The following is a 14831-nucleotide window of genomic DNA, read 5'->3' as shown; positions in this document are numbered from 1 at the left end:
GCAGGTACCGTGGATGCGGCCCGGATCGCAAGGAGCTTCAGGTGTTCAATGACATAGGACCGCTAGAGCTGGTGACGCTCATCGTCCTCGCCGTGCTCGTCTTCGGTCCGGACAAGCTCCCGAAGGTCATCCAGGACGTCACGCGGACCATTCGCAAGATCCGCGAGTTCTCGGAGAGCGCCAAGCAGGACATCCGGCAGGAACTGGGCCCGGAGTTCAAGGACTTCGAGTTCGAGGACCTCAACCCCAAGACGTTCATCCGCAAGCAGCTGGACAACGACGAGCTGGGGCTGAAGGAGATCCGCAACGGCTTCGACCTGAAGAAGGAGATGGCCGAGGTCACGGACGCGGTCCACGGCCGCGAGTCCGAGTCGTCCTCCTCCGGCTCCTCCTCGGCGTCGTCCACCGGCGACCGCGTCGACATGACGAAGAAGCCCGACGACCGCCCGCCGTTCGACATGGACGCCACCTGAGCCCCAAGGCCCGCGTACCCCGCGTCGACGTGACGCGATTCATACCGCGCACAGGCGCGCGCACGGCCTGAACACGTCGCCGGGGCGCCCCGCGCGCCGGGCGGTTTCCCGGCTGCTCACGGCAGTGTGGATATGCTGCCGAGTTGTTGTGCGGGCCGTCGCCGACAAGCGAGGCCGCCCGAAGGGGGGCGGGCCGCCCGGTCCGCCGAAGAGCGAGGAGGCGTCCGGGCACATGGAGACGACGAGTCAGGCGGTCGCACAGGCGCCGGCCGCGGAGGGTGGACAGCAGGTCCCCTCCGCCCGGCGTACGGTCGACGGCTACCTGCAGGCGCCCTTCCCGTGGTACGGCCTCGACGAGGCGTTCACGGGCCCGCGCTGGCTGATGCAGGTGGGTACGACGGCCGACGGAGCCGTAGAGCACGGGTCGATCGGCCACGGTGACGAGCCCTCGGTGCGCAACGAGGCCACGGAGGACCGGGAGAAGTTCGCGGTCGTGGTGACCGTCGCGGCCAACCCCTCCCGGCGCAGCGCCGACGGCACCGGCCTGCTGGAGGCCACGACCGTCTCCTCCGCGGCCTGGCTGGCGGGCGTGGGTCTGCTCTCGTTCACCTGGCCCGGGCAGATGGACCACAGCCTGCGCGACGACTGGCTGGAGCAGCAGACCGAGACCGCCTGGGCGCTCGCCGACGATCTGGCGGGCCCGGAGTGGTCGACGCTCTCCCTCCCCGTCGACGGCGTGCCCACGCCGTTCCACTACCGGGAGTCCGAGTTCGGCTGGGTCCTCGCCGGCTCGACCCAGGAGGGCGTGCACGTGGGTGCGTACGGCAGAGGCATGAGCGCGTACGGGCTCGGCTTCGCCATGATCAAGGACATCACGGCGTACGCGTAGAGGCGTACGCATGACAAAGGGGCGCCCGCGCGATGCGGCGCCCCTCGGCCGGGAAAGCGGTCAGGCCCTTGGGCCGTGCCGTGAACGCGGTCAGAACTTGTTCTTCGGGGTGATCCCCAGGGACAGCCCCGAAAGGCCGCGCTGGCGTCCGCCCAGCTTGCCCGCGATGGCGCGCAGCGCGCTGCCCGCCGGGCTGTCGGGGTCGGTCAGGACCACCGGCTTGCCCTCGTCGCCGCCCTCGCGCAGCCGGACGTCGATCGGGATGGCGCCGAGCACCGGGACCGTCGCGCCGGTCGTACGGGTCAGGCCGTCCGCCACGGTCTGGCCGCCGCCGGTGCCGAAGACGTCGACCATCTCGCCGCAGTGCGGGCACGGCATGCCGGACATGTTCTCGACCACGCCGACGATCTTCTGGTGGGTCTGCACGGCGATGGAACCGGCCCGCTCGGCCACCTCGGCGGCGGCCTGCTGAGGCGTCGTCACGACCAGGATCTCGGCGTTCGGGACGAGCTGGGCGACCGAGATCGCGATGTCACCGGTGCCGGGCGGCAGGTCCAGGAGCAGCACGTCCAGGTCGCCCCAGTACACGTCCGCCAGGAACTGCTGGAGCGCGCGGTGCAGCATCGGGCCACGCCACACCACGGGCGCGTTGCCCGGCGTGAACATGCCGATGGAGATCACCTTCACGCCGTTCGCGGACGGCGGCATGATCATGTTCTCGACCTGGGTGGGACGGCCGTCGGCGCCCAGCATGCGGGGCACGGAGTGGCCGTAGATGTCGGCGTCCACGACACCGACCTTCAGGCCGTCCGCGGCCATCGCGGCCGCCAGGTTCACCGTCACCGAGGACTTGCCGACGCCGCCCTTGCCGGAGGCGACCGCGTACACCCGGGTCAGCGAGCCCGGCTTGGCGAAGGGGACCTCACGCTCGGTCTGGCCGCCGCGCAGCGCCGTCGCCAGCTCCTTGCGCTGCTCGTCGCTCATGACGTCCAGCGACACGTCGACCCGGGTGACTCCCTCGACCCGGGAGACCGCCTCCGTGACGCGCTGCGTGATCGTGTCCCGCATCGGGCAGCCGGAGACCGTCAGGTACACGGTGACCGCGACCGCTCCGTCCGCACCGATCTCCACCGACTTGACCATCCCGAGTTCGGTGATGGGACGGTTGATCTCGGGGTCGTTCACCGTCGACAGTGCCTCGCGCACCGCGTCTTCCGTAGCCATAAGGACGATGGTACGGCGAGCCCGGGGACCGTAGGGCGCCCCTCAGCGGTCGTCTGCGTCACGTCCGGCGGACCGTTCTGCCGGGAATACGACCTGCCCGCCCGCGCGGTGCCCGTCCAGCTCCTTGAGCAGGTCCTGCAGCTCGGAGCGGATCCAGTCCCGGGTGGCCACCTCGCCCAGGCCGATCCGCAGCGCGGCGATCTCCCGGGTGAGGTACTCGGTGTCCGCGATCGACCGCTCGTTCTGCTTGCGGTCCTGCTCCAGGTTGACCCGGTCCCGGTCGTCCTGCCGGTTCTGCGCGAGCAGGATCAGCGGGGCCGCGTAGGACGCCTGGAGGGAGAGCATCAGCGTCAGGAAGATGAAGGGGTACTCGTCGAACTTCAGGTCCTTGGGCGCGAAGACGTTCCACAGCACCCACACGATGATGACGACCGTCATCCAGACGATGAACCGCCCGGTGCCCAGGAACCGCGCGATGCGCTCCGAGAGCCGTCCGAACGCCTCCGGGTCCCACTCCGGCAGGAACCGGCGGCGCGGCGCCCGCGGCTGGTCAAGACGGACCCTGGGCCTGGTGGCGGCGGTCGCCCCCGACACGGCCCGCTCCCGGCCGCCCTCGCGTTCAGCCATGCGCCGCCGTCCCCTCGCTCCCGTCGAGGTGGAACTCCGTCTCGCGCCAGTCCTCGGGCAGCATGTGGTCCAGTACGTCGTCCACGGTCACCGCGCCCAGCAGCGACCCCGACTCGTCGACGACGGGCGCCGCGACCATGTCGTACGTGGCGAAGAACCCGGCGACGACCGGCAGCTCGGCGTCCGGGTCCAGGGTCTGCAGATCGTCGTCGAGGAGCGCGCTGACCAGGGTGTACGGCGGGTCGCGCAGCAGCCGCTGGAAGTGGACGGTGCCCAGGTACTTGCCGGTCGGGGTCTCGTCGGGCGGGCGGCAGACGTAGACCTGGGCGGCGAGGGCGGGGGAGAGGTCGGGGTTGCGGACCCGGGCCAGGGCGTCGGCGACGGTGGCGTCGGGCCGCAGCACGATCGGCTCGGTCGTCATCAGACCGCCGGCCGTGTGCTCCTCGTACGACATCAGCCGCCGCATGTCGGCCGCGTCGTCGGGCTGCATCAGGCTCAGCAGCCGCTCCTTGTCCTCCTCGGGCAGTTCGGAGAGCAGGTCGGCCGCGTCGTCCGGGTCCATGGCCTCCAGCACGTCCGCGGCCCGCTCCTCCTTCAGCTTGCCGAGGATCTCGATCTGGTCGTCCTCCGGCAGCTCCTCCAGGACGTCGGCCAGCCGGTCGTCGTCGAGGGCGGCGGCGACCTCGGCGCGCCGCTTGGGCGAAAGGTGGTGCAGCACGTTGGCGAGGTCCGCGGGCCGCAACTGCTCGAAGGTGGCGAGCAGGTTCTCCGCGCCCTGGCCCTTCTCCTCCAGCGAGAACCCGGTGACGGCGGACCACTCCACGGTCAGCGACTCGCCCTTGGTCCGCCTGAGCGGCCCGCCCTTGCTTCCCCGGCGCACGAACACCCGGTCGATCTCCCAGTCCCGCCGGGCCGGGAGCTGCTGCACCGACAGATCCAGGACCGTGACCTCCTCGCCGGTCTCGACGAGCGTGACCCGCCGGTCCAGCAGCTCCCCGAAGACCAGCCGCTCGGTGGGCCGCTGCTCGAAGCGCCGCACGTTGAGCACCCCGGTGGTGATGACCTGGCCGGACTCGATGCTGGTCACCCGGGTCATGGGCAGGAAGATGCGGCGCCGCGTGGACAGTTCGACGACCAGCCCGAGCAGCCGCGGGGGACGCCGTCCCACACGCAGCATGACGACCAGGTCGCGGACCCGGCCCACCTGGTCGCCGTTGGGGTCGAAGACGGCGATGCCGGCCAGATGGGAGACGAAGACCCGGGGCGTGCCCCCTGCCATGAGCCCACCTCCTCGCACCGGCTTGTCCGTTATTGCCCGCTCGAATCGGCTTCAGGCTAGCCCGTCCGCATCCGCTACGCCCTGATGAGCGGTCCGGACGGACTGGCTCCGCCGCGCCGCCGCGGCCCCGGTACGCTGCGGTACGCGATCAGGACCCCGTCAGAAAGGCAGCTGCGCCTGTGACTGCGATTCCCCAGGGCCGTATCCGCCGGGCCGCGCTCGTGAGCGTGCTCTGTGCCCTGGCCGTGACGGGCGTGACGGGATGCGGTAGCGAGGACCCCGACGCGGGCACCAACGGGGTCGGCAAGCTGTCCGCCGGGCAGATCCAGCGCAAGACGCTCGCCGCCGCCCAGTCCGCCGACTCGGTGCGCCTGTCGGGGAACGTGCGGGCCAGCGGCAGCACCTACAAGCTCGACATGCGGCTGAAGGCCGACGGCGGCATCGGCTCGGTCACCGCCGAGGGGGCGACCTTCAAGCTGCTGCGCGTCGACGAGCAGCTGTTCCTGATGGCGGACGCCGACTTCTGGAGTGACGGGGACACGGACGCCTCGGCGGCGGCCAAGCTGAACGGCAAGTACGTCAAGGTGCCGCGGCAGGACCCCTCGTACAAGAAGTTCATCGGCTTCACGGACATGGAGGTGCTGCTGGACGGGCTGCTCACCCTGCACGGCAAGGTCGACACCGACGGGCGTCACGAGCAGTCCGGCATCCGGACCATAAGGATCACCGGCGACAAGGGCTCCGGCGGCTCCCTGGACGTCTCCCTGGAGGGCAAGCCGTACCCGCTGCGCCTGGTCCGCGGCGGCGGCGCGGGCACGCTGACCTTCTCCGGGTGGGGCGAGGACTTCGCCCTGAAGGAGCCGAAGAAGGGCCAGACGGTGGACTACGGCAAGCAGCTCCCCGCCTCCTGAGAACGGCCCTACTTGCGCTTGCGGCCCTTCAGCAGCAGCTTCGGCAGTCCGGCCGGGATCGGGCGGCGGGTGGTCGCGGGGGAGGGCAGCGGGGCCGCGGACAGGTCGTGGTCCGGCAGCGGCGCGGTCGCGCCGGTCGGCACCAGGCGCAGTACGCGGCACTCACGGCGCCAGCGCTCCGGCATCGCCTCGCCGTCCGGCGCGTTGAGCCGCTTGCCCTTCAGCTCGGCGACCGCCGCCTCCCACTGCTCGGACCCGGCGGCGAGCTCGACGACCTTCGCGGTCCAGGAGACCAGCCGGCCGCCCTTGTCCTTGCTGCGGACGGTCACCTCGGCCTCGCTGCCGTCGGCCAGCCCCGACAGCGGCTGCTCGCCGGGCCCGTCGCCGACGACACACGCGGCGCCCTCGTGCCACACGTGCCACAGCGCGCGGGCCGGGACCCCGGTCCCGCGGACCCAGATCAGCCCCGACTTCTTCGTGGCCTCCTCGACGAGGGCCTGATCGAGCAGCTCACTTGTCATGCGCCCAGCCTATCCAGCCCTGCCGGACCCCGGCCGGACCCTGCCTAGAGCCAGCCGTTGCGCTTCAGCGTGCGGTGGATGCCGAAACAGATCATCACCGTCACCCCGAGCACCAGCGGGTAGCCGAACTTCCAGCGCAGCTCCGGCATGTGGTCGAAGTTCATGCCGTAGACACCGCAGACCATCGTCGGCACGGCGATGATCGCCGCCCACGAGGTGATCTTGCGCATGTCCTCGTTCTGCGCGACGGAGGCCTGGGCGAGGTTGGCCTGGAGGATGGAGTTGAGCAGTTCGTCGAAGCCGACGACCTGCTCCTGCACCCGGGCGAGGTGGTCGGCGACGTCCCGGAAGTACTTCTGGATGTCCGGGTCGATCAGCCGCATCGGCCGCTCGCTGAGCAGCTGCATCGGCCGCAGCAGCGGCGACACCGCCCGCTTGAACTCCAGGATCTCCCGCTTGAGTTGGTAGATTCGGCCGGCGTCCGTGCCGCGCGGCGTGCCCTTGCGGCCCGGCGAGAAGACGTCCGTCTCCACGTCGTCGATGTCGTCCTGGAGGGCGTCGGCGACCGCGATGTACCCGTCGACGACATGGTCGGCGATGGCGTGCAGCACCGCCGAGGGCCCCTTGGCCAGCAGCTCCGGGTCGTCCTGGAGGCGGTGGCGCAGCGCCCGCAGCGAGCCCTGCCCGCCGTGCCGGACGGTGATGAAGAAGTTCTGCCCGGTGAAGCACATGACCTCGCCGGTGGCCACCACCTCGCTGGTGGCGGTCAGTTCGTCGTGCTCGACGTAGTGCACCGTCTTGAACACGGTGAACAGCGAGTCGTCGTACCGCTCCAGCTTGGGCCGCTGGTGGGCCTGCACGGCGTCCTCCACGGCCAGCGGGTGCAGTCCGAACTCGGCCGCGATACCGGCGAATTCGGCCTCCGTCGGCTCGTGCAGGCCGATCCACACGAATCCGCCGTCGCGCCGCACCCGGCGCATCGCCTCGTGCGGGCTCAGCTGCCGTCCGCTCTCGACGCGCGCGCCGTCACGGTAGACGGCGCAGTCGACGACGGCGGAGGGGGTGGCCGGGTCCCGGGTGGAGTCGTACGCACCGTTGTCATGGTGCGTGGCCTTGCGCGGCGACGGACGGCTCGGACGGACCGCGGCACGCAGGTCACGAATCATCGACATGGCAGGCTCCTTCGCAAACAGGCAACGAAAGGCCGCTGTGGCGTATGACGGGTGGAACTACCCGGAATGAGGACGTCCTTGCTCACGGATGTTTGGCACGTCCACAAAGCGGGGAGCACCGCACCGTCGCGGTAGCGGGTTTCGCTGCTGGTTCAGCACTGCTGCTGACTGACAGGATCAGGCAAGACGAAACGAAGGCTCTTCCGCCGTGAAGGGCACGAGAAGGGGTGGCAGCCGGCCAGATTCGAGCAGCTGCGTCAGTGGCGGGAAGAGCGGGTGCTACTGCACGGTCGACTTCGATCCATTGCAGCCCCACCTCCTCCGGCCGGTCCCTCGTAAGGGAGTGTCGTCGGCGTCGGGGCCTGACCGCGACGCTTCAGCGTGCTGCCCCGAACCACCGAGTCAGAGTATCAGCCGACCGAAGTGTCAAGGCGCTGCTTTGCCCGGTGCTGACGAGTTCTATGCTCGCCGCATGGCTGATGTTCTTCCTCTGGTCGAGGCCCGGTTGCGTTCCGTGCTGGGCGAGCCGGACGCCCGCGCCGCCGTGACCTTCCTCGGCACGGACCGCGTCGAGGTGCTCCGTTTCCACGAGGACGACATCGTCCGCTACGCCACGCTCGGCATGTCCGCGCACCCCATGACCGACCCCACGGCCCTCGTCGCCGACCCCGTCAAGGGGCCGCGCGCCGAGCTGGTGCTGTCGGTCCGGGCGGGCCTCGCCGACACCGACAAGGTCCTCCGCCCGCTCGCCGTGCTGGCCGCGTCCCCGCAGGTCGAGGGCGTGGTCGTGGCGCCCGGCGCCTCGCTGGACGTGGGCGAGCCGCTGTGGCCCGGCGCCCCCTTCACCTCGGTGCTGGTCGCCGAGCCGGGCGGTCTGGTGGAGGACCTGGAGCTGGACGAGCCGATGGACCCCGTCCACTTCCTGCCGCTGCTGCCGATGACCCCGAACGAGGCCGCCTGGAAGCGCGTGCACGGCGCCCAGGCCCTCCAGGAGCGCTGGCTCACCCACGGCACGGACCTGCGGGACCCGTCCCGCGCCTCGGTCTCCCTGGCGTGAGCAAGCTCACCAACCGGTAGCCGGAACCGGTCAGTTGGCAAGGGCGAGGTCCGGTGCGCCACTGGCCTGTGCCTCGTGGGTGAGCGCACCGCGCCGTACGACGACCACGAGCGCGCCGAGCAGCGCGGTGACCGCGGCCACCACGAACGGTATGTGGAGGTCGGTCCACTCCTCGATCCGCGGCGCGAAGTAGGGCGCCGCGGCGGCCGCGAACCAGCGCACGAAGTTGTAGCCGGCGCTCGCCACGGGCCGGGGCGCGTCGGAGACACCGAGCGCCAACTCCGTGTAGACGGTGTTGTTCACGCCGATGAACGCGCCGGACAGAACCGTGCAGACGACGGCCGTGGCGCGGTCGCCGTAGCCGAGGACGAGCACGTCCACCGCGAGCAGCACCAGGGAGCCGCAGAGCACCGTCAGCGAACCGAACCGCCGTTGCAGGCGCGGCGCGACGAGCACCGAGAACACGGCGAGCAGCACACCCCAGGCGAAGAACACGGCACCCGAGGCGTACGGGGTCATGTCCAGTACGAACGGGGTGAAGGCCAGCACGGTGAAGAACGTGTAGTTGTAGAAGAACGACGACACCGCTGCGGTGGCCAGACCGCCGTGTCCGAGCGCCCGGAGCGGGTCCAGCAGCGAGGTCTTCCGGGCGGGCCCGGGCTGCTCCTTGAGGAACGCCGCGACGCACAGGAAGCCGATGGCCATCAGGGCGGCCGTGCCGAAGAACGGGTAGCGCCAGCTCGCGTCGCCGAGCAGGGCGCCCAGCAGCGGGCCGCATGCCATGCCCAGGCCCAGCGCGGACTCGTACAGCAGGATCGCGGCGGCGCTGCCGCCCGCCGCCGCGCCGACGATGACGGCGAGCGCGGTGGAGACGAAGAGGGCGTTGCCCATGCCCCAGCCCGCGCGGAAGCCGACGAGCTGGGCCACCGAGTCCGAAGTTCCGGCGAGCCCGGCGAAGACGACCACGAGGGCGAGGCCGAGCAGCAGGGTGCGACGGCCGCCGATCCGGCTGGAGACGAAGCCGGTGAGCAGCATGGCGAAGGCCGTGATCAGGAAGTACGAGGTGAACAGCAGGGAGACCTGGCTCGCCGAGGCGTTCAGGCCCTGGGCGATGGACGGCAGGATCGGGTCGACCAGGCCGATGCCCATGAAGGCGACCACGGAGGCGCCGGCGGTGGCCCACACGGCCTTGGGCTGCCGCAGGAGACCGCCGGCTCCGGCGTCGATGGCGTCGATGGCGTCGAAGGCGTCGAAGGGGTCGCCGGGGTCGTCGCCGGCGTCGCGGGGGTCGTCCATGGGTGGCTCCAATCCGGTGATCAGATGGTTGGCATTTACACACGATAAGTTAGCCGAGCTAATTAATGCAAGCTACACCTATATCTCCGGGGTCAAGTGGTTCCGCCCGGACGGGTGATCGTCCTTGACGTGACGGACGAGGGGTAGGACCGTGGGGCCCTATGAGGGGCGAACCCAGTTGCCCGAAGTGTGGTGGCCGGGTCAGGGCTCCCGGACTCTTCGCCGATTCCTGGCAGTGCGATGTGCACGGCACGGTGCATCCGCTGCAGCCCGTGATCCCGCCCAGCGTCGAGGCCCTCAGTGTCGTCGTGCATCGCACGCAGGTGCCGGTGTGGATGCCCTGGCCGTTGCCGGTCGGCTGGCTGTTCACGGGCGTGGCCTGCGCGGGGGACGACCGCAGTGGCGGACGTGCCACCGCCGTCGCCTGCACCGGCCCCGGACCGCTCGGCGGCATGGGTGAGCTCATCCTGGTCGCGGAGGAGCTGGGGGTCGGGCTCGGCGCGCGGTACGCGGGCATCGACGGCCCGGACCCGGGGCCGTACATGAGCGTCGAGAAACCCCCGCAGGCCAAGGTGCTGGCCGCCGGACGGCCCACCCCGCTGTGGCATGTCACCGGCGCGCCCGACGACCGGGCGGTCTTCGCGGGCGAGGCCCGCGGGCTGTGGCTGTGGGCGGTGGTCTGGCCCGAGCAGACGGGACTGCTGATGTACGACGAGCTGGTCCTCACCGATCTGCGGGACGCCGGCGCCGAGGTGGACCTGGTGCCCTGCGGCGCCCTGTCACCCCGGTTGCTGAAGCCTTAGGCCGTGTCCCGGGGGCGGCTGTGTGTAGGGGGTGACCCCGCTGTGCGGGTGTGACATCGGGGGGTGAAACAGGGGCTATCCTTGACGTGCCCCTTTCCGTCCGTCCCCGTTTGGAGTCCGCGTGCGTATCGATCTGCACACCCACTCCAACGCTTCCGACGGCACGGACAGCCCTGCTGAGCTGGTACGCAATGCCGCCGCCGCGGGTCTCGACGTCGTGGCGCTGACCGACCACGACACCACCCGTGGCTACGCCGACGCCATCGCCGCCCTGCCCGGGGGGCTCACCCTCGTCACCGGTGCCGAACTCTCCTGCCGCCTCGACGGGGTCAGCATGCACATGCTGGCCTACCTGTTCGACCCCGAGGAGCCGGAGCTGCTCGCCGAGCGCGAGCTGGTGCGCGACGACCGGGTGCCGCGGGCGCAGCAGATGGTCGCCAAGCTGAACGCCCTGGATGTGCCGGTGACCTGGGAACAGGTCCAGCGGATCGCCGGGAGCGGCTCCGTCGGGCGCCCGCACATCGCCTCCGCGCTCGTCGAGCTGGGGGTCGTGGCGAGCGTGGACGAGGCCTTCACGACCGACTGGCTGGCCGACGGCGGGCGGGTCTTCGTGGAGAAGCACGAGACGGATCCCTTCGAGGCGATCCGGCTGATCAAGGGCGCGGGCGGAGTCGCCGTGTTCGCTCATCCCGCGGCCGCCAAGCGGGGCCGCACGGTGCCCGAGTCGGCCATCGCGGAGCTGGCCGCGGCCGGACTCGACGGCATCGAGGTCGACCACATGGACCACGACCGGCCGACCCGGGAGCGGCTGCGCGGCCTCGCCGCGGACCTCGGCCTGCTGACGACCGGCTCCAGCGACTACCACGGCAGCCGCAAGACCTGTGTGCTCGGCGAGTACACCACCGACCCCGAGGTCTACGGGGAGATCACGCGGCGCGCGACCGGGGCGTTCCCGGTTCCGGGGACCGGCGGAGCCTGAGGCAGTCCCTCCGCCCCACCCCAGTTCATCTCTTCAGCAAGGCCCCCTTCACCAATGTTCGACGTTGCCGTTTTCGGCTCTCTGTTTCTGACCCTTTTTGTCATCATGGATCCCCCTGGGATCACCCCGATCTTCCTGGCCCTGACCTCGGGCCGCCCGGCCAAGGTGCAGAGGCGGATGGCCTTCCAGGCCGTCTGCGTGGCCGGCGGCGTCATCGTGGTCTTCGGGCTCCTGGGCCATCAGATCCTCGACTACCTGCATGTCTCCGTGCCCGCGCTGATGATCGCGGGCGGGCTGCTGCTCCTGCTCATCGCGCTGGACCTGCTCACCGGCAAGACGGACGAGCCGAAGCAGACCAAGGACGTCAATGTGGCGCTGGTCCCGCTGGGCATGCCGCTGCTGGCCGGGCCCGGAGCGATCGTCTCCGTCATCCTGGCCGTGCAGAAGGCCGACAGCGTGGCCACGCAGGTCTCGGTGTGGACCGCGATCCTCGCCATCCATGTCGTGCTGTGGCTGGTGATGCGGTACTCGCTGCTGATCATCCGCGTCATCAAGGACGGCGGAGTGGTGCTGGTGACCCGGCTCGCCGGGATGATGCTCTCCGCGATCGCGGTGCAGCAGATCATCAACGGGGTCACGCAGGTGATCCAGTCGAGCTGAGACGGCTCCACCGTGGATGCGTGAGGCGCCGCGCATGCGTAAGGGCCCCGTACGGCGTTTCCGTACGGGGCCCTGAGGCTTCTCGGTATGACCGGTATGCGCCGGTATTGACCGGTATTACGAGGCGGACATCTCGGCCGGGCGTATCCACAGGCGCTGGCCGATCGCGGCGGCCTGCTGGACGATGCGGTTGACGGAGGCGGCGTCCACGACGGTGCTGTCGACGGGCGTGCCGTCGACCTCATCGAGTCGCATGATCTCGAAGCGCAATCGCTTCTCCCTTCGTCTGACTGGCTTGGTACGTAGTTAGTCAACCGCGCGCGTGTTAAGAACATTCCCTACGCTAAAGAAATTTTTCGAACGACTAATTACTGACCAGTAAGCGTCATAAGGAGACTGAGCGGGACCGGTTGTGTTCGCAGCGTGACCGCCGAGACAATGGAGGTGATGAACGACGACCTCACGGCGCTCGGCGCCCGCATCGACCGCACCAACGAGCTGCTCCAGCGCATGCTCGCCGAGGTGGCGAAGACGCCCTCCACCCATGCGATCTTCGTCGACGCGGGCTACCTCTACGCGGCCGCCGGCCGGCTCGTCGCCGGTACCGAGGACCGGCGCGCCTTCGACCTCGACGCCGAGGGCCTGATCGAGGCGCTCATCGACCGCGCCCGGACCATCTTCGCGGACAGCAGGCTGCTGCGCGTCTACTGGTACGACGGCGCCCGGCGCCGCATCCACACCGCCGAGCAGCAGACCATCGCCGAACTGCCGGACGTGAAGGTACGGCTCGGCAACCTCAACGCCAACAACCAGCAGAAGGGCGTGGACTCGCTGATCCGCACCGACCTGGAGTCACTCGCCCGGCACCGCGCCATCAGCGACGCGGCCCTGCTCGGCGGCGACGAGGACCTGGTCTCCGCGGTGGAGGCGGCGCAGGGGTACGGCGCCCGGGTCCATCTGTGGGGCATCGAAGCACCGGAGGGGCGCAACCAGGCCGACCCGCTGCTCTGGGAGGTCGACAGCCAGCGCACCCTCGACCTCGACTTCTTCAAGCCGTACGTCTCCCGGCGCACGGCCGCCGCCTACGACACCACCGCGGTCCGGCCCACCCGCGAGGACGTCCGCTTCGTCGGCGCCCAGATCGCGGCGAAATGGCTGGTGGCCCGGGGCCGGGAGCCGATGGCGGAACTGCTGCCCGGCCATCCCTACCTCCCGGGCTCCATCGACCAGGACCTCCTGGTCGAGGCCGAGGGACTGCTCCAGTACTCCCTGCGCGGTCAGGCGGACCTGCGGCGCGCACTGCGGGACGGGTTCTGGGAGCACCTGCAGGCGCAGTACTAGGGTCTGTCGTCACATTCCCGCCTGCCGCGCGGCGTCTGGCACGCGCGCTCGACCCCGTCCCAGAAATCGGCGAGGGCCGCGGCTGTGGGCAGGGGTCGGTCGGCGTTGGGGGAGTGCTCGGCGCCCGGGACGATCGTGCGGCGGGCGCCGAGCCGCAGGGCCATGTCGTCGAGGAGGGGGACCGGCCAGGTGTCGTCCCGCTCGCCGGACACGACATGGAACGGCAGCGGTACGGCGGCCAGTTCGGCGACCCGGTCCGGTTCCGTGCACAACTGGTGGCCGGTGGCGATGAGTTGCGCGGGCTTGTTGCCGAACCAGCGGCGCCGCAGCTGTTCGGGGCCGCCGAGCCCGCGCGCCGGGCCGCCGACCTCCTCGGGCGGGCCCATCGCCAGGATCGCCTCCCACAGCTCGGCCATCGTCATCACTTTGAGCGCGTCCCGCAGCAGCTTCACGCGTTCCTGCTGCGCGGCGGAGATCTGCGCGGGGCCCGACGAGATCAGCGTCAGCGACCGGAACGGGAAGTGGTCCAGCAGGACCGCGGCACGGGCGATCTGCCCGCCGAGGGAGTGCCCCATCAGGTGGACCGGGGCGCCCACGGCCGCCGCCTGAGCGAGCACGTCCCGCGCCAACTCGATCCGCGCGTACGCCGATTCGTCGTCCGTCGGCCCGTCCGACTCGTACTGTCCGCGCCCGTCCACGGCGACCGTACGGTACCCCCGCGCCGTGAGCGGCGCGTGCAGCAGCGTGAAGTCCTCCTTGCTGCCGGTGAACCCGGGCAGCAGCAGGGCGACACCGCGCTGCCCGACTCCGTCCGGCACCGGACAGTCCACGACGGCGAAGTCGCCGCGCGCGGTGGTAAGGCGGTACGCGCGGGCAGGGGCGGGCGGGGCGAGAGGGGCGTGAGCGGTCACGGGGGTCGAGAGTAGCGGGCGGGGCGCGGGCTCTGGGCCGGATGCCTGGCGGGGGATCGCGAAAGGCCCGGCCCCCCGAACGGGGGACCGGGCCTTTCGGCAGGCTGGGAGATCAGCTCTCCGTGGACTCCGCGGCGACCGCGGCCTTCCGGGTGCGGCGCGCCTTCGGCTTCGCCTCGGCAGCGGCCTCGGTCGGAGCCTCCGCCGCCTTGCGGGTCCGGCGACGCGGCGCCGTCGGCTCCTCCGCGGCCTGGGCCGGGATGTCGGCGGTCTCCGCGACCTTGCGGGTGCGGCGCGTCTTCGGCTTGGTCTCGGTGCCTTCGGCGGTGTCGACGGCGGCTTCGGCGGCCTTGCGGGTGCGGCGGGGCTTGGTCTCGGTGGCGGTGGTGTCCGTCTCCGGGGTGGCCTCGGCGGTCTTCCGCGTGCGGCGCGTCCTGGGCTTGGCCTCGGCTGCTTCGGCGGTGTCCACGGCGGCTTCGGCCTTCTTGCGCGTACGGCGCGGCTTGGCTTCCGTGGCCTCGACGGCGTCCACCGCGGCCTGGGCCGGGATGTCGGCCGTTTCGGCGACCTTGCGGGTGCGGCGTGCCTTGGGCTTGGTCTCGGTGCCTTCGGCGGTGTCGACGGCGGCTTCGGCGGCCTTGCGGGTGCGGCGGGGCTTGGTCTCGGTGGCGGTGGTGTCCGTCTCCGG

At 70.8% G+C, this 14831-nt stretch carries 16 protein-coding genes and 1 pseudogene; 8 read left to right on the top strand and 9 right to left on the bottom strand.

Annotated features, from left to right (window positions below; all coding sequences use genetic code 11):
* Positions 1-41 precede the first annotated feature (41 nt).
* Together ACZ7L7_RS28820 and ACZ7L7_RS28815 are read left to right on the top strand one after the other, a co-directional pair.
* Positions 42-473 (top strand): sec-independent translocase, encoded by a 432-nt coding sequence (locus ACZ7L7_RS28820; protein ID WP_285510257.1) that lies wholly within the window; start codon positions 42-44, stop codon positions 471-473.
* Positions 474-705: 232 nt separating this feature from the next.
* On the top strand, positions 706-1362 hold the full coding sequence (locus tag ACZ7L7_RS28815) for a hypothetical protein (RefSeq protein WP_285510256.1): 657 nt from the start codon (positions 706-708) through the stop codon (positions 1360-1362).
* Positions 1363-1452: 90 nt separating this feature from the next.
* Here the strand turns inward: ACZ7L7_RS28815 and ACZ7L7_RS28810 are convergent, their stop codons facing one another.
* Genes ACZ7L7_RS28810 through ACZ7L7_RS28800 form a run of 3 tightly spaced genes read right to left on the bottom strand, consistent with a single transcriptional unit; the run spans position 1453 to position 4492 of the window.
* On the bottom strand, positions 1453-2586 hold the full coding sequence (locus ACZ7L7_RS28810) for an Mrp/NBP35 family ATP-binding protein (RefSeq protein WP_093724940.1): 1134 nt from the start codon (positions 2584-2586) through the stop codon (positions 1453-1455).
* Positions 2587-2628: 42 nt separating this feature from the next.
* Positions 2629-3213 (bottom strand): DUF1003 domain-containing protein, encoded by a 585-nt coding sequence (locus ACZ7L7_RS28805; protein ID WP_285510255.1) that lies wholly within the window; start codon positions 3211-3213, stop codon positions 2629-2631.
* On the bottom strand, positions 3206-4492 hold the full coding sequence (locus ACZ7L7_RS28800; protein WP_285510254.1) for a magnesium transporter MgtE N-terminal domain-containing protein: 1287 nt from the start codon (positions 4490-4492) through the stop codon (positions 3206-3208). Before ACZ7L7_RS28800 ends, ACZ7L7_RS28805 begins: the two co-directional genes overlap by 8 nt.
* 179 nt (positions 4493-4671) lie before the next feature.
* On the opposite strand from ACZ7L7_RS28800, the gene ACZ7L7_RS28795 reads away from it, so the two are divergent.
* Positions 4672-5403, top strand: a complete 732-nt coding sequence (locus ACZ7L7_RS28795) for a hypothetical protein (RefSeq protein ID WP_285510253.1) — start codon at positions 4672-4674, stop codon at positions 5401-5403.
* A gap of 8 nt (positions 5404-5411) precedes the next feature.
* On the opposite strand, the gene ACZ7L7_RS28790 is transcribed toward ACZ7L7_RS28795, so the two are convergent.
* Together ACZ7L7_RS28790 and ACZ7L7_RS28785 are read right to left on the bottom strand one after the other, a co-directional pair.
* Positions 5412-5924, bottom strand: a complete 513-nt coding sequence (locus ACZ7L7_RS28790; RefSeq protein ID WP_471427744.1) for a hypothetical protein — start codon at positions 5922-5924, stop codon at positions 5412-5414.
* A gap of 44 nt (positions 5925-5968) precedes the next feature.
* Positions 5969-7096 carry a magnesium and cobalt transport protein CorA gene (locus ACZ7L7_RS28785; RefSeq protein ID WP_285510251.1) on the bottom strand — a complete coding sequence of 376 codons (1128 nt, stop codon included), beginning with the start codon at positions 7094-7096 and terminating at the stop codon, positions 5969-5971.
* Between the two features lie 472 nt (positions 7097-7568).
* Between ACZ7L7_RS28785 and ACZ7L7_RS28780 the strand changes: the two genes are divergently transcribed.
* Positions 7569-8153, top strand: a complete 585-nt coding sequence (locus tag ACZ7L7_RS28780; protein WP_471427743.1) for a suppressor of fused domain protein — start codon at positions 7569-7571, stop codon at positions 8151-8153.
* 30 nt (positions 8154-8183) lie between these two features.
* Here the strand turns inward: ACZ7L7_RS28780 and ACZ7L7_RS28775 are convergent, their stop codons facing one another.
* The gene (locus tag ACZ7L7_RS28775; RefSeq protein WP_472077601.1) at positions 8184-9449 is read right to left on the bottom strand and encodes an MFS transporter; all 1266 of its coding nucleotides are present in this window, start codon (positions 9447-9449) and stop codon (positions 8184-8186) included.
* Positions 9450-9610: 161 nt separating this feature from the next.
* Here ACZ7L7_RS28775 and ACZ7L7_RS28770 point away from each other — a divergent pair, with 161 nt between their 5' ends.
* From ACZ7L7_RS28770 to ACZ7L7_RS28760, 3 genes are all read left to right on the top strand, one after another.
* Complete coding sequence (locus tag ACZ7L7_RS28770; protein WP_093724924.1) at positions 9611-10252, top strand: DUF6758 family protein; 642 nt, start codon at positions 9611-9613, stop codon at positions 10250-10252.
* A 121-nt stretch (positions 10253-10373) separates the two neighbouring features.
* Positions 10374-11231 carry a PHP domain-containing protein gene (locus ACZ7L7_RS28765; RefSeq protein WP_285510248.1) on the top strand — a complete coding sequence of 286 codons (858 nt, stop codon included), beginning with the start codon at positions 10374-10376 and terminating at the stop codon, positions 11229-11231.
* 54 nt (positions 11232-11285) lie between these two features.
* Positions 11286-11891 carry a MarC family protein gene (locus ACZ7L7_RS28760; protein ID WP_285510247.1) on the top strand — a complete coding sequence of 202 codons (606 nt, stop codon included), beginning with the start codon at positions 11286-11288 and terminating at the stop codon, positions 11889-11891.
* Positions 11892-12008: 117 nt separating this feature from the next.
* Here ACZ7L7_RS28760 and ACZ7L7_RS28755 read toward each other — a convergent pair whose 3' ends face one another.
* Positions 12009-12146: a hypothetical protein gene (locus tag ACZ7L7_RS28755; protein WP_176712084.1), complete on the bottom strand. Its 138-nt coding sequence runs from the start codon at positions 12144-12146 to the stop codon at positions 12009-12011.
* A gap of 192 nt (positions 12147-12338) precedes the next feature.
* Here ACZ7L7_RS28755 and ACZ7L7_RS28750 point away from each other — a divergent pair, with 192 nt between their 5' ends.
* Positions 12339-13232 (top strand): NYN domain-containing protein, encoded by an 894-nt coding sequence (locus ACZ7L7_RS28750; protein WP_285510721.1) that lies wholly within the window; start codon positions 12339-12341, stop codon positions 13230-13232.
* On the opposite strand, the gene ACZ7L7_RS28745 is transcribed toward ACZ7L7_RS28750, so the two are convergent.
* On the bottom strand, positions 13229-14143 hold the full coding sequence (locus tag ACZ7L7_RS28745) for an alpha/beta fold hydrolase (RefSeq protein ID WP_285510246.1): 915 nt from the start codon (positions 14141-14143) through the stop codon (positions 13229-13231). The two genes, ACZ7L7_RS28750 and ACZ7L7_RS28745, sit on opposite strands and share 4 nt — an antisense overlap.
* A 112-nt stretch (positions 14144-14255) precedes the next feature.
* Positions 14256-14831, bottom strand: a pseudogene (locus ACZ7L7_RS28740) (DEAD/DEAH box helicase); the annotation flags it as partial.

The organism is Streptomyces sp. NPDC110618, from assembly GCF_055657065.1.
The sequence above is the reverse complement of the archived record's forward strand: the minus strand, read 5'-3'. Positions and strand labels throughout refer to the sequence as shown.